We start from the raw sequence: 21975 nt of genomic DNA on the forward strand, positions 1-21975 counted from the left end.
TGATAAATATATTAAAAGTCAAAAATAACTAATTTTGTAAGGATATGAAAAGATTTATTTATTCAATATTAAGTGGAATACTTCTAGCGCTATCATGGCCAACATATGGATTTCCTTTTTTATTATTTACAGCCTTTGTTCCATTGTTACTTTTAGAGCATGAAATAACCCAAAAAAAAGAAAAATATTCAGACTGGAAGGTCTTTGGCTTTACATATATATCTTTTTTAATATGGAATTATGGGGCTACCCAATGGTTACATTTTTCTCAAAACCCTGATGGGAGTCTTTCTTGGATAGCTTTTATTTTCCCACTTGTAGTGAACAGTTTTCTTATGTCATTCACCTTCACACTTTTTCATTTTATTAAACGAAAAGGAGGAACATGGTCCGGACTTATTTTCTTTCCTGTAATCTGGATATGTTTTGAGAAAATACATCTAAATTGGGAATTGTCATGGCCTTGGCTCAATTTAGGGAATGCATTTGCAAACTATCCACAATCAATTCAGTGGTATGAAGCTACAGGGACTTTTGGGGGGACACTTTGGGTTCTTGTTGTGAATGAAATATTATTTTATTACATAAGAGCATATCAGGTAACAGGTAAACGAGCCTATGTATGGAAACTTACATTTTATTGTATTTTATTAATCGGGATACCAATTGCAATTTCTTTGCTTATATATCAGTCTTATAAAGAAATATCAAAACAAAAATTAGAAGTAGTTTTAGCTCAGCCGGCCTTAGACCCATATAACGATAAATATTCTCAAGATGGAGAACAAATTGTTGAAAATCTTCTTTCATCCATAGAAAATGATATAACCCCTAATACTAGTTTTGTAGTATCTCCGGAAACAGCTTTTCCGGGTAGAGGATTTATTTCAATTAATAATTTACCTAATGACCCTTATATTGAACAGATTAAAAATTGGATGAGGATTAATAACCCCAATTTAAGTTTTGTTTCAGGGGCTTCTTTGTTCAAAGAATATACAACTCCAAAAACTTCTACGGCCAGATATATAAAAGAAGGTAATTATTGGGTAGATTTATATAATTCCGCAATTCAGATAGATTTGCCAGATGAAGTTCAATATTATAATAAATCTAGATTGGTAGTAGGAGTAGAACATTTTCCATATTCTAAAATATTAAAACCAATAGTAGGAAATTACATGCTCGATTTTGGAGGTACTATGGAAAGTTTAGGAACACAGGAACATCCTACAGTATTTCATCATAAAAAAAATGAGGCTAAAATAGCGCCAATTATCTGCTATGAAAGTATTTATGGGGAATATGTGGGAAGGTTCGTAAGAAGAGGAGCAAACGTTTTATTTATTATGACCAATGATTCCTGGTGGAGTGATTCCCAAGGTCATAAGCAACTTTTATCCTATGCAAGGCTCAGAGCTATCGAAACCCGAAGAGATATAGCCCGTTCTGCCAACAGTGGGATTTCTGCATTTATAAACCAGAGAGGAGATATAGAAAAAAGATTAGGTTATGGAGTTAGAGGAGCTCTTAAAGGAGAGGTTAATTTAAATACAAAATTGACTTTTTATGTTAAATATGGGGATTGGATAGCAAGAGTTTCATTCATAATTTCAGGTATAATAATAGCATATGTAATAACAAAGAATATAATAGAGCATATGAAAATAAAGAAAAATGCTGAGAAATATAAAATACTGAAAAATAAAAATTGAAAAAGTTGTAAGAGTGGAAAAATATTTGTTACTTTGCAACCCGATTAAAGAAAAAGAAACTTATAGAAATGGCTAGAGTTTGTCAAATAACAGGAAAGCGTGCAATGGTTGGTAATAATGTATCGCATGCAAATAACAAAACGAAAAGACGTTTTGAAATAAACTTGATGGAAAAAAAATTCTATTTACCATCAGAAGATGCGTGGATATTTTTAAAAGTATCTGCTCATGGTTTAAGAATTATTGATAAAATAGGCATTGAAGAGGCTGTGTCAAGAGCTAGAAAACAAGGTCTTATAAACTTTTAATATAAAGAAAAATGGCAAAAAAAGGAAATAGAGTACAGGTTATTTTAGAATGTACTGAACATAAAGAAAGCGGAATGCCAGGAATGTCTCGTTATATGACATCTAAAAATAAAAAAAATACTCCGGAAAGAATAGAATTAAAAAAATTCAATCCGGTGCTTAAAAAATATACTATACACAAAGAAATAAAATAACAAACAATAAAAAAGCTATAAAGTCATGGCAAAAAAGACCGTAGCAACATTACAAACAGCTTCAAAAAAGATGACTAAAGTCATTAAAATGGTTAAATCACCAAAATCCGGAGCTTATATTTTCGAAGAAAAAGTAGTAGCCGCTGATAGCGTTGATGCATTTTTGAAACAGAAATAGTTTTCATAACATAGGTTTTTAAGGTTTTTAAAATCATTCACATAAAAATGTGAATGATTTTTTCTATTTTTGTATAATTAATATATGAGTTGGTTTAAAAAAATATTTGGAAAAGATACTAAGGAGAACTTAGATAAAGGGCTGGAAAAATCCAATCGCTCTTTTTTTGATAAAATAGGGAGAGCTGTAGCTGGAAAAAGTAAGGTAGATGATGAAGTATTAGATGATTTGGAAGAGGTTTTAATATCATCGGATGTTGGTGTAGAAACAACAGTGAAAGTGATTAGAAGAATTGAAGAAAGGGTAGCTAGAGATAAATTTATGAATACCTCGGAATTAGATCAAATTCTGCGAGAAGAAATTATGAATTTATTGGCAGAAAATAAAGACTCTGATTCAGATTTTAGCCTTTCGGAAAATAAAAAACCCTATGTAATTATGGTAGTAGGGGTAAATGGAGTAGGTAAAACCACAACCATTGGTAAACTAGCTCACCAATTTAAACAGCAAGGAAAGAAAGTGGTACTTGGGGCAGCAGATACTTTTAGAGCAGCAGCAGTTGATCAATTAGTTATCTGGTCTGAAAGAGTAGGAGTTCCTATTATTAAACAAGAAATGGGCTCAGACCCCGCATCGGTAGCTTTTGATACTGTTCAATCAGCAAAAGCACAAAATGCTGATGTGGTATTGATAGATACTGCTGGACGTCTACACAATAAAATAAACCTCATGAATGAACTATCCAAAATTAAAAGAGTTATGCAAAAAGTAATTCCTGATGCTCCTCATGAAGTTTTATTAGTATTAGACGGATCTACCGGACAAAATGCATTTGAACAAGCTAAACAATTTACAGCAGCTACAGAAGTAACCTCATTGGCTATAACCAAGCTCGATGGAACAGCTAAAGGGGGAGTCGTCATAGGTATTTCAGATCAATTTAAAATTCCCGTAAAATATATAGGTGTAGGAGAGGGAATTAATGATTTACAACCCTTTAATAAATACGAATTTGTAGACAGTTTTTTTAAGAAAGGATAAATATTTACATAGAATAGATTTTTCAAAAGGAAGTTACTATCCGTATTTATTAAGAATTGAGTATAAGTTAATTTAACAGTTTAATATGCAGAAATCATTATATTTTATTTTTCTATTATTTTTGTCTTTTTCATGTTATTCTCAGCAAAATATAGGAAAAAGTGAACAGCAGCTTGTTAAGATTATTTATTCAAATTATGGAGGAGGTTTAGGTTGGAGTGAAACTTTAGTAATTACACAGGATTCAGTTAACTATAATTCCAATTTATTCGCAACTAATAAAAAATCTAGGTTAGATACTACTATTTCTACAGATGACTGGAATAAATTAGTTTCATTTTTTGATTTAAAAACATTTAAATCTATTCATAGCGGTCCCAGTAGATTACCTATTGATGGAACAGATACAAAATACACCGTTGTTTTAAATTCAGGGGAAAAATATTCCTTTGTTAATGGTAAAGATTTAAGTATAAATAAAAAAATAATTTCATTTTTAGAATTAATTCATTCAATAAAGAAAACAATAATTAATAAAATAAAAGAATGAAAAAAATAGCATATTTTTTATTTTTATTACTTTTTTTCACCTCTTGTAAGAGTGCTTTTTCAGTATCAGAAAAAAAGATATTATATTCCGAGGCAGATTCTCCTGCCAAAGTTTTAAAAATTACCAATAAAAAAGATTCACTTATTTTGAGAACTTCATCAAAAAATATAAAAAATATAAAAAATGAAGATTTATCTCAATTGGTAAAAAAATTGTACTTAACCATGGTAACAGAAGACGGAGTAGGGATTGCTGCACCTCAAATTGGAATTAACAGAAATGTTTTTTTGTTTTATCGTTTAGATCAAGATGAAAAATCTGTGGAAGTAGCCATTAATCCCAGAATAATTTCACATTCTAAAGAATTAATTTGTTTTCAAAATGATGGGTGTTTATCAGTTCCGGGTAAATATGGAAATTCAAAGCGATATTCATGGATAAAAGTAAAGTATATTGATCAAAACGGGAAAAAAGTTAAACAAAAATTTTATGGAGGTACCCGTTCAGGAGATTATACCGGAATTATTTTTCAGCATGAATTTGATCATATTAACGGGAAATTATATATAGATAAAATTTGTAATTAAATGATATGATTCAATTAGAGAAGATAGATGATGAGTTTGCAAAAGATACTGTCAGCTTGAAAGATAGAAATAACGGATTTGAAAAAAATTTCATAGGTAATTTTTTATCTAGAATATGGGCTTTATATGGACCACCCAATAGTATTTTATATGAGGGATTTAATTATACATTTCAAGATAAATATTCCGGATTAATTTTTACCGCTTATTGTGGAGCTTGTGGTTTGGCATATGGAGGGAAATTAGAAGATGAAGAAGCATTAAAACCTATTATAGCTGAATTTGATAAATATTTGTCGCACGTTAAACCTGTTGATTGTGAAATATCCTTTGAAACTGATTTTGGAGTGACTAAGGTAGGGGCTAAAGATGGAATTCCATACGATATTTATGAAGAATAAGAGAAAATAACATGTTTCAGGATACGATTTGTGCACTAGCTACACCTCAGGGTTTAGGTGCTTTAGGCATTATACGGGTTTCGGGGAATAATTCAATAGATATAGTGAATTCGGTTTTTAAAGGGAAAGATCTTACAAAAGTACAATCACATAGTGTACATTACGGATACATTGTAGAGGAAGAAGAAATCATTGATGAAGTAATGGTATCTGTATTTCATGCCCCTAAAACATTTACAGCAGAAAATTTGGTCGAAATTACCTGTCACGGATCTCAATATATAGAACAGCAGATAATATCATTATTGGTAAAAAAAGGATGTAGGTTGGCACTTGCCGGAGAATTTACCCAACGGGCTTTTCTGAATGGAAGAATAGATCTGAGCCAGGCAGAAGCAGTGGCAGATTTAATAGCTGCTGAAAACAAAGCAAGTCACGATATGGCTATTTCCCAGATGCGTGGTGGTTTTTCTTCCCTTTTAAAAGAGTTGCGCATAGAACTGCTGGATTTAGCTTCTTTATTGGAATTAGAGTTAGATTTTTCCGAAGAAGATGTCGAATTTGCAGACCGTTCTCAGTTGCTCAACTTAATGGAGCGTATTCTCAATACAATACACCCTTTAATAGAATCTTTTTCTTACGGAAATGCAATAAAAAACGGAGTACCTGTAACTATTTTAGGAAAACCGAACGCAGGGAAATCTACTTTGTTAAATGCTTTATTACAGGAAGACCGAGCTATTGTGAGTGATATTGCCGGAACTACCAGAGATACGATCGAAGAATCCCTTATTATTCATGGTATTCAATTTAGGTTTATTGATACTGCCGGTCTGAGGGAGACTCAAGATACCATAGAAGCTATTGGGGTAGCTAAAGCATTAGAAAAAGCAAAACAGGCCTCTATAATTTTATATCTGGTAGATATAGAACATTTAAATTGGATTGAAGTTCAGGCTGATTTGAATAAATTTAGCAGAGATAATGTATATATTATAATTTGTTTGACTAAAAAAGATAAAAATATCGATTTCAAAAATTCAGATATACCCGAAAATATAAATAAAAAATATACAATACTTACATTAGCTGTAAAAACTAATCCCGATCTTTCTATACTAAAAGAAAAAATGTTTTCATATATAGAAAAACAAAAAACAGCTACACAGACTATAGTAAATAATGCAAGGCATTTAAACGCATTGGTTCGTGCCGAAGAATCTTTGGTATTGAGCAAAGAAGGATTACAAAACGGATTAAGTAGTGAGCTGGTAGCTATTGACTTACGTCGGGCTTTGGAGGCGTTGGGTGAAATTGTAGGACAAGTATCAAACGATGAACTCCTCGGAAATATCTTTGGTAAATTTTGTATCGGGAAATAGGCTGGGGCATAAAAAAGAATCCAAGAGAAACAATCAGAAAATAAAACCCTTTCTACGTAAGGATTACAGGAATATTTTACTTTTCGATTGTTTCCTATCCTATACTTATTCATCTAAAATTTTTATTGATTATTTATTAACTTTATATCCAAAATTCTCCAAATCAATAAAACCTGTCAAAAAAAGGATAAAGACACTAGTCATAGAAAGAGTTTGCGACTATTATCGGATTAATAAAAATGGTGGAAATCTATTTCTTAACCCTTTTTTCTTTCTCTTAGAGTCCTATTATATGGCTATTAATCAAAAATGATCATCCAATTAATTATAATTTTATTTTCTCAATCTAACTAAAGTTGGTGTATAATGAATATAAGATTAAGAAAACGGGAACTTAAAGAAAAAGGACGATATGCCTTATACTTGGATATTTATGCCTATCAGAAACAATGGCAGGAGAATTTAAAATTCTATCTTGAAAGCGACAAAGGAATCCTACCCTTCGTCAGATGAATAAGCAGACTATATCTGTTGCAGAAAAAATAAAAGTAGAAAGACTATTCCAGATACAGAACGATGTTTTTGGCTTTAAACAACTCGAAAAAATTTACAGAACGTTTAATGAATTCTTCTATGAATTATGGCAGGAAAGAGAAAGGACAAAATAAACTTCGATAACTGAGATAGTGTCTCTAAACACCTTAATAACTTTAATGAAAATATTCTGTTCACATACTTAACAGAAAGATACTTGGAAGAATTCAAAGCCTATTTACTTACCAAAGTAAAAAACAATATCTCTTCCCAATATTTCAATATAATGAAGCATGCAGTACATGAAGCTTTTATAAGAAAATTATTGAGAGAAGACCTCGCCAAACGAGTAAAATCTATAAAAACAGTAGATACCAAAAGAGAATTTCTAACCAAAGGAGAAATAGAGAGCCTGATACAAACCGAATGCTGGTACGATGTATTAAAACAAACATTTTTATTTTCGTGCTTTACAAGATCACGTTGGTCTGATGTAAATAAATTAGTCTGGGAAGAAATCCGAATCATAAATGAAGTACATTATATCGCCTTCACCTAGAAGAAAACGAAGAACTCCGAGTTGCTCCCTATTTCTGAAATAGCAGTAAAAACTATTAGGAGAAAGAAGAGAAGATGTCACAGGACTTAGATACAGCGATTATATGAATATGGCAACTATTACAATGGTATTTGAGAGCAGGAATTACTAAACATATTACCTTTCATTGTGCCAGATATACAAACGCCATTTTGTTTTTGAATAACGGAGTAGATATATTTACCGTATCGAAGATGATAAGACATAAGGATTTAAAAACTACTTCTATTTATGCAAAAGTGATGAACGAAACCAAGATAGAAGTGGTTAAGAAATAGCCTGAATTTGATATTTAAGTCAGTATAATTTTTTCGAATTTTTATATTGGTATTGTATTAATAATTTCTTATTTATTATTTTGCTAAATTAGTATAATAGATGTAAATTGCAGAATATGCAAATCATTTAGTCCAAGTGAATAAGAAAATTAATTATATAATTGAAGAAATAACTGACCAATATTTTATAGATGATAGTAATAGACCTTGGATAATCGGTTTTAGTGGTGGCAAGGATTCAACAGTATTGCTAACACTCACTTGGTTGGCTTTGTTGAAAATAAAGAACAAGAAGGGTAGTTCTTTTTTAACTAGGGAAGTTCATGTAGTTTGTAATGATACTTTAGTAGAAAATCCGATAATTATAAACTATGTAAATAAAGTTTTAGAGAAGATTAAAGAAGCGTCTTTAAAACACTCATTACCTGTGTTTGTTCAAAAAACAATACCAAGATTAGAAGATTCTTTTTTTGTGAATCTCATTGGTAAAGGTTATCCAGCACCAAATAATGCTTTTCGTTGGTGTACGGAAAGATTAAAAATAAAACCAACTGCCAAATTTGTTACTGATATAGTCAAAAGCGAAAATAACGACTATCATGAAGCAATCATTCTTGTTGGAACACGAAAAAGCGAAAGTGCTACCAGAGCAAAGTCTATAAAAAAACATGAGATTAAGGGAAAACGATTAACAAAACATCCTCTGCAAAACAATGTATTTGTTTATTCTCCTATTAAAGAATTAGAATTAGAAGAAATTTGGTACATCATCAATACTTTTCAGTCACCTTGGGGTGCAAATAACAAAGAATTGTTTGATATTTATATGGATGCAAGTGCAGATGATTATGAGTGTCCTACTATGGTTTCAGACAAAGAACATAGATCTTGTGGGCAAAGCCGTTTTGGTTGTTGGACCTGTACTGTTGTAAAACAAGATAAATCTATATCAGCACAAATTGAGAAGGGACAAAAATGGTTAATACCATTACGCGATCTACGGGACTGGATTCAAGAAGAAAGAAATAAGCCAAAAAACCGTTCGCATTTAAGACGAAACGGAGTTGAAGCTTCAATTCCACATGGTGGAGTTGTTGAACTTAATCACAGAGTTGAAATTCTTGAAAAAGTATTTGAAGCACAAAAACAAATTAATGATTTGGGTTATGAAGTTGAATTAATCAATAAACAAGAATTAATTGCAATTCAAGTGATTTGGTATCGTGATTTATTTTTTGAATACACGGTTTCGGATATCTACAATAAAGTATTTAATAAACATCTTGATATGAAACAGCACAATGAACTCGTAAAAAAAGAAGAAGAACTTTTATTGTCTGCTTGTGAAAAAGATAAAAAACAATTCACTTTAATCCAGGACTTACTAAAATTAGAAAAGTCTAAAACAATTATGATGAAAAGAAGAGGATTAATTGAAGATATTGAAAAACGTTATAAACAGTATATTACAGCGCAATGACAATTAAAGAAATTGAACTTAATAACTTTAGAATATACAAAGGTTATAACAAAATAGACCTATCTGTTAAAAATGATGAGATTATTGTTATTGTTAGTGGTAAAAATGGTTATGGAAAAACTACTTTTCTAATGTCACTTGTTTGGTGTATGTATGGACGACAAATGAGTGATGTTGATGATATTTATAAAAGAGAGATTGAAAGTAACGGTAATTATAAAAAATATATCAAGAATAGCTTAAATAGACAGGCTGAATACGAGGGCAATACAACATTTTCTGTTTCTGTAACATTTGCAAATGTTTCTACCATACCTGATATTACTTGTGATGAATTAAAAATAACACGAACTTATCATACAGAAGGCTCAAAAGAAGAAGAATTGGAAATTCTAATTGATGGAATGGAAAGCGAGTTAGCCGAAGAAGTAGGTAAGGAAATATTCATTCGTGATTTTATTATGCCAAAAGAAATTGCAAAATTCTTCTTTTTTGATGCTGAAAAAATCGTATCTCTTGCCGAAATTCATACTGCAGAACAAAGAAAAGAATTAAGTCAGGCATATATAGAAGTACTAGGGATTAAACATTATCAGGATTTAAAAGAAGATTTAGAAAGCTATTTAAACAAACTCAAGGCTGAAACAGCAAGTGCAAAAGAGAAGTCAACATTAGAAAGTATCAAAGCGGAATCTGTAGCTAAAGAGGAGGAAAATATAGAAATACAGGATCAAATCGATAATCTAAAAGAAGATGCCTCTGCCTTAAAGTATGACATTGATAAGTTGCAAGAAAAACTAATCAAAAACGGTAGTGTCATTACCGTTGATGAATTGAATGAACTTCGTGAAAGAAAAGAGAGTTTAGATAAACACGTTAGTCAAATTCAAACAGAGTTAAAATCTTATTTTGAAATAATTCCATTTGCAATTACAGGAAAATTATTGACTCAAGTATTCGAACAAGTTATTGATGAAAGAAACTTTATTAATAGAAATTTTGATAAAAATAAAGTAGATGAGATTTCAACGAAAATCATTAATGATTTAATTAATTTGCCACGCCCTAAAGATATTCAGATTACTCATAAGGTACAAGAGTATTACATTCAAAATTTTAAAGAATTAGTGAAAAAGCATCTTGGAGAAGAAGATACACAAAATTTCGAAGATGTTGAGATAATACACAATTATTCAGAGTCTGAAAAAGCAGAATTAGAGCAGTTTATAAATAATATTAGATTGTCGTTTAAAGAAAAATTCAGTAGAATCAATACTGATTTCATACGTTCAAAAAATGAATTGAATGATATTAATAAGAAAATAAAACTGGCAGAAGAAAAATCGGAAGATGCTTTAGTTATTGCTGATAGAAAAAAGAAAAATGAACTAGAACAACAATATGAAAGTATCCAACAGAAAATTGGTGTTTTAGGCCAAAAAATTGAAGATAACACTAATTTAATAACACAGTATAAAAAAGAAATCAACAGAATTACAGAAAGACTTGATTTAGGTAAAGAAAATATAGAAATTGGGAAAGAAGTTGAAAATACAATCAAGACTTTAAAGCGATTTATTATAGATTTTAAGAATGAAAAATCTAAATCTCTTTCAAAAAGAATTAAAGATGGTCTAGATATATTACTTCATAAAAAATCTTTTATTAATGATGTAAATGTTGAGATTATCGGAGAAGATATTGATATTCATTTGATTGATTCAAGGGGAAATATTATCAATAAAGATTCTCTTTCCAAAGGAGAGCAACAAATGTACGCAACAGCTTTATTGAAAGGTTTAGTTGATGAATCAAACATCAGTTTTCCTGTATTTATTGATTCTCCAATGCAAAAATTTGATGTAGACCACTCCAACAGTATTGTAAAATATTTCTATCCAAAGGTTTCAGACCAAGTGATCATTTTCCCATTACTTAAAAAAGAAATGAATGAAGAAGAATTTAACATTTTGCTACCGAATGTCAGCAAAACATATTTAATTAAGAATGTTGATAATGAACAATCTTCATTTGAGGAAGTAGAAAATAAAGAAGATTTGTTTAGAATATTTGAAAAAGACTATCAAGATGCAGTTTAATATAAAAACATCATCAGAGCTTGTAAAAAAGCTGACCAACAAAATGGGACTGGGTGAAGAAAACCATATTGCTCGAATTTCAATAGCTTATTCTTTGGCTAAAGGCGCTACATATAACTCTGAAAAGCTTTATAATTCAACTGATAAACAAAAGGAATATAAAGACAATACTTTATTTGGAAGTTACAAAGATTATTACGTTTCATTAATTTGTCAAAAGTACCAAATTCATAAAGACGATGCTGATGTGAGAATATATCTAAAATGGCATATTGATAAAGGTTTGGAAATGATAAACTTGTATTTTAATGAAAATAAGAATGTTTCAGGGATTGAATTTTTGCTAGACCATATTGAGTTAGGAATTGATGCAATAAATGAAAATGAGACAAGTTTTGATTTTGTCAAGAACAAGAATAATTTCTTAAAAGAAAAAGAAAGCTATTTAGCACCTATTAAAATTTTAATCGGCGAGTATCATGGGAAAGATATTTATTTCACACCTAATAACACTTCTATTTATGGGAATTGCCATGTTGCTATCGCAGGGCAATCAGGAACAGGAAAATCATATTTTGCAAGAAAGTTTTTGGAAAGAATTATAGCCGAATCAAAAGGGCAAGTCAACTTCCTTTATTTAGACTTTAAAGGAATGACCGAAAGCGACAAGACTAACAAAGATTATAAAGATTTTTTTTCATCAACTAATGCAAAACTAATCGATACACCAAAAGACTCATTCCCTGTTAATCCGTTATCTTTTATCAATAATGTAAATGAAAAGGATAAAATTGTTGGAATTGGTCGTTTCGTTGATATTATAGTTAAATATGCTAATTTGGGGAATGTTCAGAAACAACATTTAAAAGATGCTACAAGAAAAGCTTTTGAAGATAAGAAAGACGGTTCTTATCCAACATTATCAGAGATTTTAGAAAATGTTTATGAGATTGCTGGAGATAAGCCTACATCACTAACACAAATATTGATTGGCCTAACTGAAATTGATTTGTTTGATAATAATAAACTTGGAGATTTTATTAATGAAAATTATTATCTAAGTCTTTCAGGTGATTTAAGTAAAGAAGTACGTTTTACTGCAACTTTTTTAGTGATTTATTATCTATATAATATATTCATGAATATGGATAAAGTATCTATTGATGATAATTATAGTGGACTTAGGTATGTGTTATTGATTGATGAAGCTCATAACGTATTCAAAGAAAAGAAATCACAAGAAATATTAGAAAAATTATTGCGTGAGGTTCGTTCACAGGGAGTAGCTGTAATGCTTGTTTCGCAAGGTGTTGAAGAATTTAATCAACCAACATTTGATTTCTCTGAAATGTGTCAATCAGCATTTTTAATGCAAATAAAAGATGGAAATAACTGGAAATCTACAAGTAAATTTTTAGGGGCTGGAGAAAAGCAGAGAAATAAAATAAACCGCTCAATGGAAGCAATTAATCCAAGACAAGCAATTTCGAATATTAAAGAATTTGAGTTTGGAGAGATTTTTAATATAAAGTAGTCTTTCATATTAAGAATGTTTTAATAGATGTAGTAAATATCATATTTCTATTATAAGAAAAGAAGATTAAAAAATCTCCTTTTTTATAAAAATAATTTTCTAATTTAGAAAACTTCTCTACATTTTTAATGTATTCAATTGAATATTACGCGTAATACAACAAAATAAATTTAGGTTAATCAATTAAAAACCTTGGTCTTGTCCAGAAAATTGACCTCTTTGGAAAAGAATCCAGAAATCAACACAATTTTTACTTTAGATATGAATAATTAATTTGATGCCTAGAACAAATTAGGTTATTCAATTAACCTTTTAGTCTCGTCTAAATAATGCCCCCCTTTGGAAGGTATTTAAGCAATAAAAATTATAATAAGAAGGTTTTAGTTGACCTAAAGACTTGCCTAAATATAATACCTTATTGGGTAGGATAAATCAAACCATAAAATACTAATTTAAAAAAAGAAGTTATTATGAAGAATAACGACATTATACTAATTATTGAGCAAATTCTCAATAATAAGACAAAAATTTTTGAAAAAGTTTTTTTGGATACTATAGATACTTGTCTGTTTTTAGGTGTATCAAAATCAACGCTTTATAAGAAATACTATAATAAGGAAATTCCTTATTTTAAGCCAGATGATAGTAAAAAAATTACTATCATAGAGATGCTCTTATTGAATACACTACCCAAAACAAAATGCTCTCAAAGCAGGAGCTTGAAGAAAAAGCCAAAAATTTTTTTAAAACCTAAGAAATGAATGTGTTAATAACCTGTGGTTGTTAGATTGTGCTTGTAATTATACTATTCTCATTCTTACTATTCGGATTGTTATTTATAGGCTTTCTTACAAGCAACTAAAAATATAGGATATGTATAAAATTAGAGAGTAATTGAAAGATACATTTAAAAAAGGAAAATATACATTTACTTATGTATCTAAAGATATAATGAGAGATAATGGAAAAAATATTGATCTATTAAAAAACAACCTAAAAAAGGTTCTAGTATGTTAGGTGGAATAATAGGAGCATTTATTAAAAATTAAGAAAAATAAAATTCAAATAAAATAAAATAAAAATTATCTTAAATTAGCTTTGTTATTTAAAATTATGGAATACAAAATACATACTGTGAATGGGGAGGAAAAACTATCATCCATTGCAGAAAAATATAATACAACCTCAGAAGCTATAAAAGCCTTGAATCCTAATATGAGAATTGTGGGAAGTTTTCTTATAGGAGGAACTTTTATAGCACATGGGCAACAGATTAAAATTCCAATTCGAATTCTTGAACAAGTAAAAGTAGAGCGAAAACAAGGAGACACTATTCCTGAAGGGGAATTTATCAAACAAGTTCGTTACCGATGCAATCAAGATAATTTGATAATTATAGACGGAACTCCTAATTTTTCTTGTGAACTTAAAACACAGTATTTACTTTCTACTTTAAATAACGAAGAACAAAAATACTTAAATGTTAAATTAGAAGATTATATTACTTCTATTCAACCTCAGGGAATGCAAGAAGCCTTTGAGTTGATTAAGCAAATAGAGTTAATTAGGAATCAGATTATTTTTACACAAGATAATTTAGGTAAAATATCTAAAATTCATAATTTAGGAACACTTGAGAATAATTGGAAAAGGTTTCTGAATAAAGAAGTTAAAAATATTCCGTTCTTTCAAGAACTGGAAAAAAGAAGTCCTGATACCATTCAGGATTTTATCAAAAATGGGAATAAAGAATTTTCTAGTAATGGAGAATTAGCAGAAGTATTAGATAAAAATTTATTTTATCATATTCTACTTAAAGCAAATTTACAAGATAACTTAAAAGAATACATCTTAAATCAGCAATCACAAATATTCCCTAATATAAAATTGCAAATAAAGGTAGTTAAAAGTATTGCCTCAGAAGATGATTTATCTACAACTTATAGGTTGGTAGGAACTCTAAATAAAGAGAAATTAAATGAAAAGGAGTTGCAGAAATTGTACATAGAAATGTATCAGCCTCTTATCAAATTCTCTTATACAGAATTTGATTATATCTACCGAATTACTTATGTAATAGAAAACAAAACGGGGTTATTAATTAATGCTAGTGCTTCTTTGAGCGAGCAAGTCAAAAATAATTACGAAACTATTACTAAATTTGAGCTAAAAAAGATAGAGTTGTAATATTAATATGAAAGATGCTAAACCCCTCCTCTCATAGTCTTTATTATATTTTTGGTAATAATGATAATTATCGAAGTTCTTAGTAATATAGAATCTCCATGCGAAGAAAAGCCTTGTTTTAGATATGCTAAATTAGGTATGAGTGAAAAAGAGGTTATTAAAGAGTTTGGCTATCCAGAATTAATAACTTATAATAAAGAAGAAATAGTAGAAGACCTTAAAGATTTGAAAAACACATATAATAAATTCATACAAGAGTATAAAAAAAGCGAGAAAAAATTTGTAGAAGATAGATTAGATAATATAAATAAAATTCTAAATAATATAAATAATTCTAATTTGAAAAAATGCAGGTATATCATAAAAGTTCCAAAAGAAAATTATGAATATTATAAAACTATTTATTACTTAAACAGTGAACTTATTGTTTTTTAATCTTTAAATTATTTGAAAATGACTGAGATAAAAGCTAAAGCATATTACTATTCTACCATGATGAAAACAGCCTATTTATGGTTACCTGTTTTTACCGTAGTATTATTTATATGTTCTTATTTTGAAAAACTACGTTTTTTTTTGTTTCTGACAGTAGGAGCTGCAACATATGGATTAATTTTAAATCAGATGAAGAAAAAATCTATTCAGATTATTTTTTCAGAAAATAGTATAACTATTGATAAAGATACAATTCTATTGTCAGATATTGTAAACTATCACATCTGTTTGCCTCTAAATGAGTTATTCATGTTAAGGGTGAAAACAAAGAATAAAAATCTAATAACCTATATTGGAAAAGAATTTAAAGAAGAAGTTGAAATATTTTTAAAGAATAGTTCAATTTCAGAAAATAAAACTGTTTATGATATCTCTCTAAAATATAGTCATTTAATACTCCCTTTTATTGGATTATTAATATGTGGAATTATTATTAAAATACAATATATAATTAAATACAACTAAAATGAGTAAAGCCTATATACCTAAAGATACTTGAGTGGTTTGTACTTATCAGCAAAATACCGACCCTAAAAAATTAGATGTAACTAGAGCCAAAGTTTCTGTGTTTTATAAGAAAGATAAGGCTCTTTTAACTGTAGAAGATAGGAATACAGATGAAAAATTTATTTGTAAAAGCCCTATGAATCTACTAATGGGATTAGCAGGGCTTGCTGTAGGTTTAATATTAGCCTCAAACCCTATTGGATGGGTTGTAGCCGGTATTTGTGTGGGAATTCTTGTTGCTGCTGCAACTATAGCAATAGTTACTCATAAATGTACAGGTCCTTTACAAAAAGGGAAATGGATAAATTTTAAAAAAACGGTTTATTTTAATGGGCATAGAGCAATTACCCAATTATCAATGCTTATGTGTGATAGTGGAGGAATGCTACAGCCTATTATTAGTTATGATGTAGCTTGTAAAGCTGCTAAAGCAATTGCCTGGGAGAATATTAAGGAAACAACAGTAGTAACTGTAGGAGCTATTGCATCAGGTTTTCTAATGGGTAAAGGAGGTGGATTTTTGAATGCAATGAAAGGTATATTTACTAAATCAGGAGCTTTGTTTACTCTTGGAGGTATCGGAACAACTTATGCTATGACTTCTTATCAACAACATGTAATGAGAGGTAATGAAGCTTATGCAGATAATGAGGTTTATCAAAGAATGAATGAGGCGGATAAGAAAGATTATGGTGATATTAAGACTATAGGAGAAGAATTTGGGAATTCTATAAAAGATGCTGCTTTATCAGGGGCACCGCCAAATATTAGTGATTTAGCAGGAGTAGTACAATTATATAGAACAGGACAATTAATTATACAAGATGCAACTTTACGGGCTCAATTTGAGAAATTAGCTACTATGAATAGGCAGCAATTAAATTCAAGTCAATTAGCTCAAAATATATGGAGAGAGGTACAAACTAACCCTAAGTATGAAAGTGTTTATAATGCGGTCAAAAGAAATAGTAATTATAATCAAAATAGGGTTACCCCTACAATGAGAAATAATGCTATATCTCATTTGGATGACAGTATCAATAATAATAAATGGTCGTTGAATAACCCTAATTCTTTACTATCAAAAGGAGCTTCTATTGCTCTTTTCTTTGTTCCATTGGTAAGTGGATATTTTTCTGAAAATGCAAGAAGGAAATTAGCAGATATAGCTGTGCAGGATGCAACAGACAGTATAAGTGTAAGAACAAGTAAATAATTTATTCAAGTTTTATTTTAAATTTTTATTAGTAATAGAGTTAATCAAAGAAGTAATCATTGATTGGGATAAGATATCTAAAAAAGTTAAATTTTCTAAACACTATAATTTCGGCTAGTTAGTTCACTTTATTTTTAGATATTAAAATCTTTTGGGGATTTTAAAGAAAAAATTTACTTTCTGCATTGAATAGTAACCAATTAAAATAAAGACAAATAAAAAATGAATTAAATATGTTTATATCAAACAATTACATGCATTAATTTAGATTTTTCTAAAACTTTATTTTTTAATTTACTTTAAATATTTACCGTGTGTGTAAAAGAAAATATAATTTTGCTTCATTAATTCAACTGAAAAATTGATATGAATACTCTTTTATTATCCATAATCATAGGCTTAATCATAGGCTCTATTGATATAGTGCCAATGATTAAACAAAAGCTTCCTCAGTATTCGATTGTTGCTTCATTTTTGTTTTTCTTATTCATTTCTATAATTATATTTCACTCAAATATTCCTTATCTTGTGTGGTGGTTGCAAGGTGCAATAATTTCAATCGCAATGATGTCGCCCGTATTAATTCATGTAGGAGCTACAGATAGAAAGCCGATTCTTATTATTGCTCTTAATACAATAATTCTGGGTACATTGATTAGTATTGCCAAATATTTTTTATTATAATAATATTAAAATGATTTTTCTAATTCAATCTTAAATATTGTCTATGTATTTTTACTAAAAAAATGGCTCATAAAAGTGTTTTTTTGGATATTCTTTTCGAATGCCACTCAATAAAGCCAAATTCCTTTATAATAAATCTTTCTTTTATAAAAATCTGTTAGCATATGATGAAAGAAAAAATTTATTACATAAAAAAACTGTTTATTATTGTGCATTTCATAATATTCAAGAGTCTAAAATGTTATAAGTATTATATAAAACTTATTGAAAATTATTTAAATTGTTTTTTTTTTTAAAGATTTGGAAGTAGACTTGAGCAGAGGACGCTAAGAGCAGGGCTAAAAAAACCGATATACATAGTAAAAAGTGTAATATACAGACAATGAAAAAATAGCATTATTTTTTAAGATATTATTAATTACTCAGGGTTTTGGTCAAAATCAGTATGAAGAATTATCAGGAAATTATCTGTCAAATAGTAAAACGTGTAAGGCAAATTTATTTATAGAAAAAAAGCACCTATCAATTAAATATAAATGATAAATACAAAGATTCTGGACTAGTGCATATTTCCAAAAAAGAAAAAAATTATACATAAATTTTGGAGATATAAGTTCCTTATATACAAAAGATACAATTATTCTTTAGAATTCAGGGAATTCAATGAGTCCTTATATTCGTTTTGATAATTGTGATGAAAAATTTATTCAACTTATAAAAGTTAAAAATAAAAAAAGTAAATATTCAGAACTTATAAAAGATATAGATAACGATAAAATTAAAGATACTATTTTTATAAGTGAAGAAGAAACAAGAATAATATGTAAACTTTCTTCTTGCAACTTTAAAGAGATTAAAAGTAAGAAACTTGACTTCTTAAATGAAAATTCTGGAATAATTGATACAAAAAATGGATTTGAATTTTATAATAATTGGATGAGAGCAGGTTATAAAAACCAATTTAGATATAATCCTAAATTAAAAAAATACAACTTATAGGAATGAGTAGGTTTGAATTTGGTCCGGCTAATAATGATGGGAGCGGAGAATCAAGTGTAAATCTGTTAACGAATCAGTATATAGGAAAATGGAGTTATTATGATGTAAATAAAGATTACTTAGTAAAGATGCCGGAAATCAGGGCAAAGATGATTTTCCCTAAAATATATTTAGAAAACTTTAGTAGTGACATATATTTTGATTATTCTGAAAAATGTTCAGAATTATACTATAAAAAGAAGCAGGATTTATTAAATAAAAAAGAGTAAGAAAGAATTAGAATTATAAAATTAATTTTTAAATAACAAAAACCCTAATAGTTGGTCCACTTTAACTTTAAAGAGTAAAATCATATAGGCAGATTTTAATGAAATGTTTGGTTTTAATAGAAAATATAATGTATATAGATCAAATAATAATTGATATTACTTGCTTAATTTTTTAATATTACAAATAAATTGAAGATAAACAAATTTTAATTTATAATATTTACCCTCTCATATTTGTTTACAAATATAAAAAGTTATAAAAAAAGTAAGCTAGATAATAATCCCCCTTGGTTTAAGTATATGAAAATTAGGGGATATCTTTCTTTTATAACTTATAATAAGTGTATTGTTGGTAATAAAAAAAATAAAAAAAATAAAAAAATGGATTTTGACATTACCTTTAAATTATAAAATATAAGGTTGATAACAGGTTATTTATACAGCTAAGGAATCATATGGAAATTTATAAATAATGAGTGAAAAAAAAGTTGATTATGGACATCAAAAAAAAACTATCTGAACGAATAAAAATGGAAGATATCGATGGAATACTTGAGATAACTCATACTAGTGATAGTAAAAAGCAGGAGCTGTATAATATACTCATAGGCAAAGATGAAAAAATGGGTTGTCAAGCAGCGTGGATATTTACTCATTTTTCAGCACAAGATAATAAATGGCTATATAAAAAACAAAATGAGTTGATTGATACACTTTTGAATTGCAAACACGGAGGAAAACGAAGACTTATTCTTAGTTTACTCTATAAACAACCCTTTATGGAACCAATAAGAGTCGATTTTCTTGATTTTTGTTTAGAACGAATAATTACAGTAAAAGAATTAGCCGGAGTACAATCTCTTTGTATAAAAATTGCTTATGAATTATGTCGTCCTTTTCCAGAACTGATACAAGAACTTAAATCAATACTAGAAATGATGGAAGGAGACTTATCTCCGGCAATTCTGAATGTTCGAAAAAGCATACTGAAAGCTATTCAAAATGGAAAAAGCTTGCAAAAAATTTAACCTTTTTTAGAAATGTAAACTATGGTAATGAATCTATAAATTTTTGCAGATTTTTATAAATTAACAATTATTGTAATGTTGCAAAATTTATCATTGTTAAATATCCAGTTCCTAACCCTTAATAAATAAAAAATGGTACAAAGAAAATATAATAATAGATTAAAATGAGGATACTGTAAATAAAACCTTATTTAGCGGACAATCAAAATCTATTTTTAATATTTTCCGTATAAGTTATTATCAAATTAATTAAGATAAACTTTAATTTAATAGATCATCATTTCGTTCTTCTTATTATATTCTATACTCTTTTCACCATAAGCCCATATATTAAATCGTTCATTATTAATAATAAATTCAAAACTGATAAATTAAATATTTTTTATAGATTATAAGTTAGCTTCATAAAAATTTTACAATTATCTATAGAAAAATATAAAAATTTAAAAAATAAAGTAATTCAATAAAAAAAAAGAATATATAACAGACTTTATAACTAAAAAAAATTCTAGATACTAAAAATTACAAATTTTCATTATTAATCATATATTTAATAAAAGTATAGGTGTATGTATAATATTTTATATTATATAATTATAAAAAACAGTGAATATTAAGTAGAAGGCATGATTTTTGTATCTTTAATAGCCTTATATTTATTTTCCTCTCAAGATATTACAGAATAATCACAGTTACCCCAAAAATATCCACTGAAACATTTTAATTTTTTAATATAATGAAGAAAAATTGGTTAGTTTTCCTTTTTGCATTAAATGCATTTGTCCTTTTTGGTCAAATAGGAATAGGTACGCAAAATCCTGATAAATCATCACTTTTAGAAATAAGTGCTACTGATAAAGGCTTTTTGCCGCCAAGAGTAAATCTTACTTCTGTAAAAGATGTAACGACCATACAAAACCCCGCAATTGGTTTACTTATTTATGAACCTGATGGTTTTACAGAGACAATTGGAGCGGTAGTATATAATAGAGAAGCAGGAGTTTATATGTATAACGGAAATGAATGGCAAAGACTTTTAACTGGTGATAGTTCTTCTCCTATAGAAGGAAGGAACCTTGTTGGGGTAAAAATTGCCATTAATCAATCAGGGGATGTTACTTTAAGTGGATCTCAATCCTATGGATTGTTGCTTCAAAATTCATTTGTAACTATAAATCCTAAGTTTGTTAAAGGAATTTGGCCTTCAGAATCTAGCAGTCCAACAGATATTCTTTCTGAAAAAAATGGAGATTCAGGAACTTTACTTTTTGAAAATAAATTAAATAACCAGGCAAATTTTTTTAGGATCAATTTTGAATACACTATTAAACAAAAAAAACCAGTTTCTACCGGTTTTTTTAATATTTCCATTACCTCTATAGCCTCAGGAGAGGTTATTTATTCTGATGAAATATTAGTTCCCGGAGGAACAGATGTGGGTAGAAATATACCATTTCAGCTATTTTTTCCAACGATTTCAGATGCAAATTCAATAAAATCAGGATATAAAATTACTTTTAATGTAGATACTGCAGGATCTTCAGAATTATCTAACAATATTGGAATTATTATGAAAGATATATTAAGAATAAACTAGTCGATTTATAAGGTTAAGAAAAATGCGATTATTTCCATAATAATAAACTACAGTATAAGAGGGAAAACTAATTAGTAATTAAATTATCAATAGTTTATCTTTAATTAAGAAAAA

General features: G+C 28.5%; 25 protein-coding genes and 1 pseudogene. All 26 read left to right on the forward strand.

Annotated features, from left to right (window positions below; translation table 11 throughout):
• Nucleotides 1-44 precede the first annotated feature (44 nt).
• The 26 genes and pseudogenes from lnt to C4S77_RS11720 all read left to right on the forward strand — a co-directional run bounded on the left by lnt (nt 45) and on the right by C4S77_RS11720 (nt 21861).
• Nucleotides 45-1715 carry an apolipoprotein N-acyltransferase gene (lnt, locus tag C4S77_RS11600; protein ID WP_105247678.1) on the forward strand — a complete coding sequence of 557 codons (1671 nt, stop codon included), beginning with the start codon at nt 45-47 and terminating at the stop codon, nt 1713-1715.
• A gap of 68 nt (nt 1716-1783) precedes the next feature.
• Nucleotides 1784-2023 carry a 50S ribosomal protein L28 gene (gene rpmB, locus C4S77_RS11605; RefSeq protein ID WP_105191528.1) on the forward strand — a complete coding sequence of 80 codons (240 nt, stop codon included), beginning with the start codon at nt 1784-1786 and terminating at the stop codon, nt 2021-2023.
• An 11-nt stretch (nt 2024-2034) separates the two neighbouring features.
• Nucleotides 2035-2217, forward strand: a complete 183-nt coding sequence (rpmG, locus tag C4S77_RS11610; protein ID WP_105191526.1) for a 50S ribosomal protein L33 — start codon at nt 2035-2037, stop codon at nt 2215-2217.
• A gap of 25 nt (nt 2218-2242) precedes the next feature.
• The gene (locus tag C4S77_RS11615; RefSeq protein WP_105191524.1) at nt 2243-2395 is read left to right on the forward strand and encodes a DUF4295 family protein; all 153 of its coding nucleotides are present in this window, start codon (nt 2243-2245) and stop codon (nt 2393-2395) included.
• Between the two features lie 84 nt (nt 2396-2479).
• Nucleotides 2480-3436: a signal recognition particle-docking protein FtsY gene (ftsY, locus tag C4S77_RS11620; protein WP_105191522.1), complete on the forward strand. Its 957-nt coding sequence runs from the start codon at nt 2480-2482 to the stop codon at nt 3434-3436.
• Between the two features lie 85 nt (nt 3437-3521).
• Nucleotides 3522-3986: a hypothetical protein gene (locus tag C4S77_RS11625; protein WP_105247679.1), complete on the forward strand. Its 465-nt coding sequence runs from the start codon at nt 3522-3524 to the stop codon at nt 3984-3986.
• Entirely contained in the window at nt 3983-4573 is a 591-nt protein-coding gene (gene def / locus C4S77_RS11630; RefSeq protein ID WP_105247680.1) for a peptide deformylase, read from the forward strand. Before C4S77_RS11625 ends, def begins: the two co-directional genes overlap by 4 nt.
• A 5-nt stretch (nt 4574-4578) precedes the next feature.
• On the forward strand, nt 4579-4974 hold the full coding sequence (locus C4S77_RS11635; RefSeq protein ID WP_105247681.1) for a hypothetical protein: 396 nt from the start codon (nt 4579-4581) through the stop codon (nt 4972-4974).
• An 11-nt stretch (nt 4975-4985) separates the two neighbouring features.
• Nucleotides 4986-6356, forward strand: coding sequence for a tRNA uridine-5-carboxymethylaminomethyl(34) synthesis GTPase MnmE (gene mnmE / locus C4S77_RS11640; protein ID WP_105247682.1), 1371 nt, complete (start codon nt 4986-4988; stop codon nt 6354-6356).
• Nucleotides 6357-6722: 366 nt separating this feature from the next.
• On the forward strand, nt 6723-6869 hold the full coding sequence (locus C4S77_RS13580; protein ID WP_105247683.1) for a hypothetical protein: 147 nt from the start codon (nt 6723-6725) through the stop codon (nt 6867-6869).
• Complete coding sequence (locus C4S77_RS13080; RefSeq protein WP_181042886.1) at nt 6866-7024, forward strand: hypothetical protein; 159 nt, start codon at nt 6866-6868, stop codon at nt 7022-7024. Before C4S77_RS13580 ends, C4S77_RS13080 begins: the two co-directional genes overlap by 4 nt.
• Before the next feature lie 29 nt (nt 7025-7053).
• Nucleotides 7054-7449: pseudogene (locus tag C4S77_RS11650) on the forward strand (phage integrase SAM-like domain-containing protein); the annotation flags it as partial.
• Nucleotides 7450-7580: 131 nt separating this feature from the next.
• Nucleotides 7581-7766, forward strand: a complete 186-nt coding sequence (locus tag C4S77_RS11655; protein ID WP_221405129.1) for a tyrosine-type recombinase/integrase — start codon at nt 7581-7583, stop codon at nt 7764-7766.
• Nucleotides 7767-7902: 136 nt separating this feature from the next.
• On the forward strand, nt 7903-9246 hold the full coding sequence (dndC, locus tag C4S77_RS11660) for a DNA phosphorothioation system sulfurtransferase DndC (RefSeq protein ID WP_105247685.1): 1344 nt from the start codon (nt 7903-7905) through the stop codon (nt 9244-9246).
• Nucleotides 9243-11345 (forward strand): DNA sulfur modification protein DndD, encoded by a 2103-nt coding sequence (dndD, locus tag C4S77_RS11665; RefSeq protein ID WP_105247686.1) that lies wholly within the window; start codon nt 9243-9245, stop codon nt 11343-11345. Before dndC ends, dndD begins: the two co-directional genes overlap by 4 nt.
• Entirely contained in the window at nt 11335-12879 is a 1545-nt protein-coding gene (locus tag C4S77_RS11670; RefSeq protein WP_105247687.1) for a DndE family protein, read from the forward strand. The genes dndD and C4S77_RS11670 overlap by 11 nt, the downstream gene beginning before the upstream one ends.
• Nucleotides 12880-13349: 470 nt before the next feature.
• Entirely contained in the window at nt 13350-13640 is a 291-nt protein-coding gene (locus C4S77_RS11675) for a hypothetical protein (RefSeq protein WP_105247688.1), read from the forward strand.
• A 352-nt stretch (nt 13641-13992) separates the two neighbouring features.
• Entirely contained in the window at nt 13993-15066 is a 1074-nt protein-coding gene (locus C4S77_RS11680) for a LysM peptidoglycan-binding domain-containing protein (protein ID WP_105247689.1), read from the forward strand.
• A 60-nt stretch (nt 15067-15126) separates the two neighbouring features.
• Nucleotides 15127-15501: a hypothetical protein gene (locus C4S77_RS11685; protein WP_105247690.1), complete on the forward strand. Its 375-nt coding sequence runs from the start codon at nt 15127-15129 to the stop codon at nt 15499-15501.
• 18 nt (nt 15502-15519) lie between these two features.
• Nucleotides 15520-16026 carry a hypothetical protein gene (locus C4S77_RS11690; protein ID WP_105247691.1) on the forward strand — a complete coding sequence of 169 codons (507 nt, stop codon included), beginning with the start codon at nt 15520-15522 and terminating at the stop codon, nt 16024-16026.
• Between the two features lie 34 nt (nt 16027-16060).
• Nucleotides 16061-17284, forward strand: coding sequence for a PAAR-like protein (locus C4S77_RS11695; RefSeq protein ID WP_105247692.1), 1224 nt, complete (start codon nt 16061-16063; stop codon nt 17282-17284).
• 366 nt (nt 17285-17650) lie between these two features.
• Nucleotides 17651-17968: a hypothetical protein gene (locus C4S77_RS11700; RefSeq protein WP_105247693.1), complete on the forward strand. Its 318-nt coding sequence runs from the start codon at nt 17651-17653 to the stop codon at nt 17966-17968.
• 663 nt (nt 17969-18631) lie between these two features.
• On the forward strand, nt 18632-18967 hold the full coding sequence (locus C4S77_RS11705) for a hypothetical protein (RefSeq protein WP_105247694.1): 336 nt from the start codon (nt 18632-18634) through the stop codon (nt 18965-18967).
• 2 nt (nt 18968-18969) lie between these two features.
• Nucleotides 18970-19236 carry a hypothetical protein gene (locus C4S77_RS11710; RefSeq protein WP_105247695.1) on the forward strand — a complete coding sequence of 89 codons (267 nt, stop codon included), beginning with the start codon at nt 18970-18972 and terminating at the stop codon, nt 19234-19236.
• A gap of 494 nt (nt 19237-19730) precedes the next feature.
• Nucleotides 19731-20264 carry a hypothetical protein gene (locus tag C4S77_RS11715; RefSeq protein ID WP_105247696.1) on the forward strand — a complete coding sequence of 178 codons (534 nt, stop codon included), beginning with the start codon at nt 19731-19733 and terminating at the stop codon, nt 20262-20264.
• Nucleotides 20265-21000: 736 nt separating this feature from the next.
• Entirely contained in the window at nt 21001-21861 is an 861-nt protein-coding gene (locus tag C4S77_RS11720) for a hypothetical protein (RefSeq protein WP_105247697.1), read from the forward strand.
• Nucleotides 21862-21975 lie beyond the last annotated feature (114 nt).

The organism is Apibacter adventoris, assembly GCF_002964975.1.
Lineage (GTDB): Bacteria > Bacteroidota > Bacteroidia > Flavobacteriales > Weeksellaceae > Apibacter > Apibacter adventoris.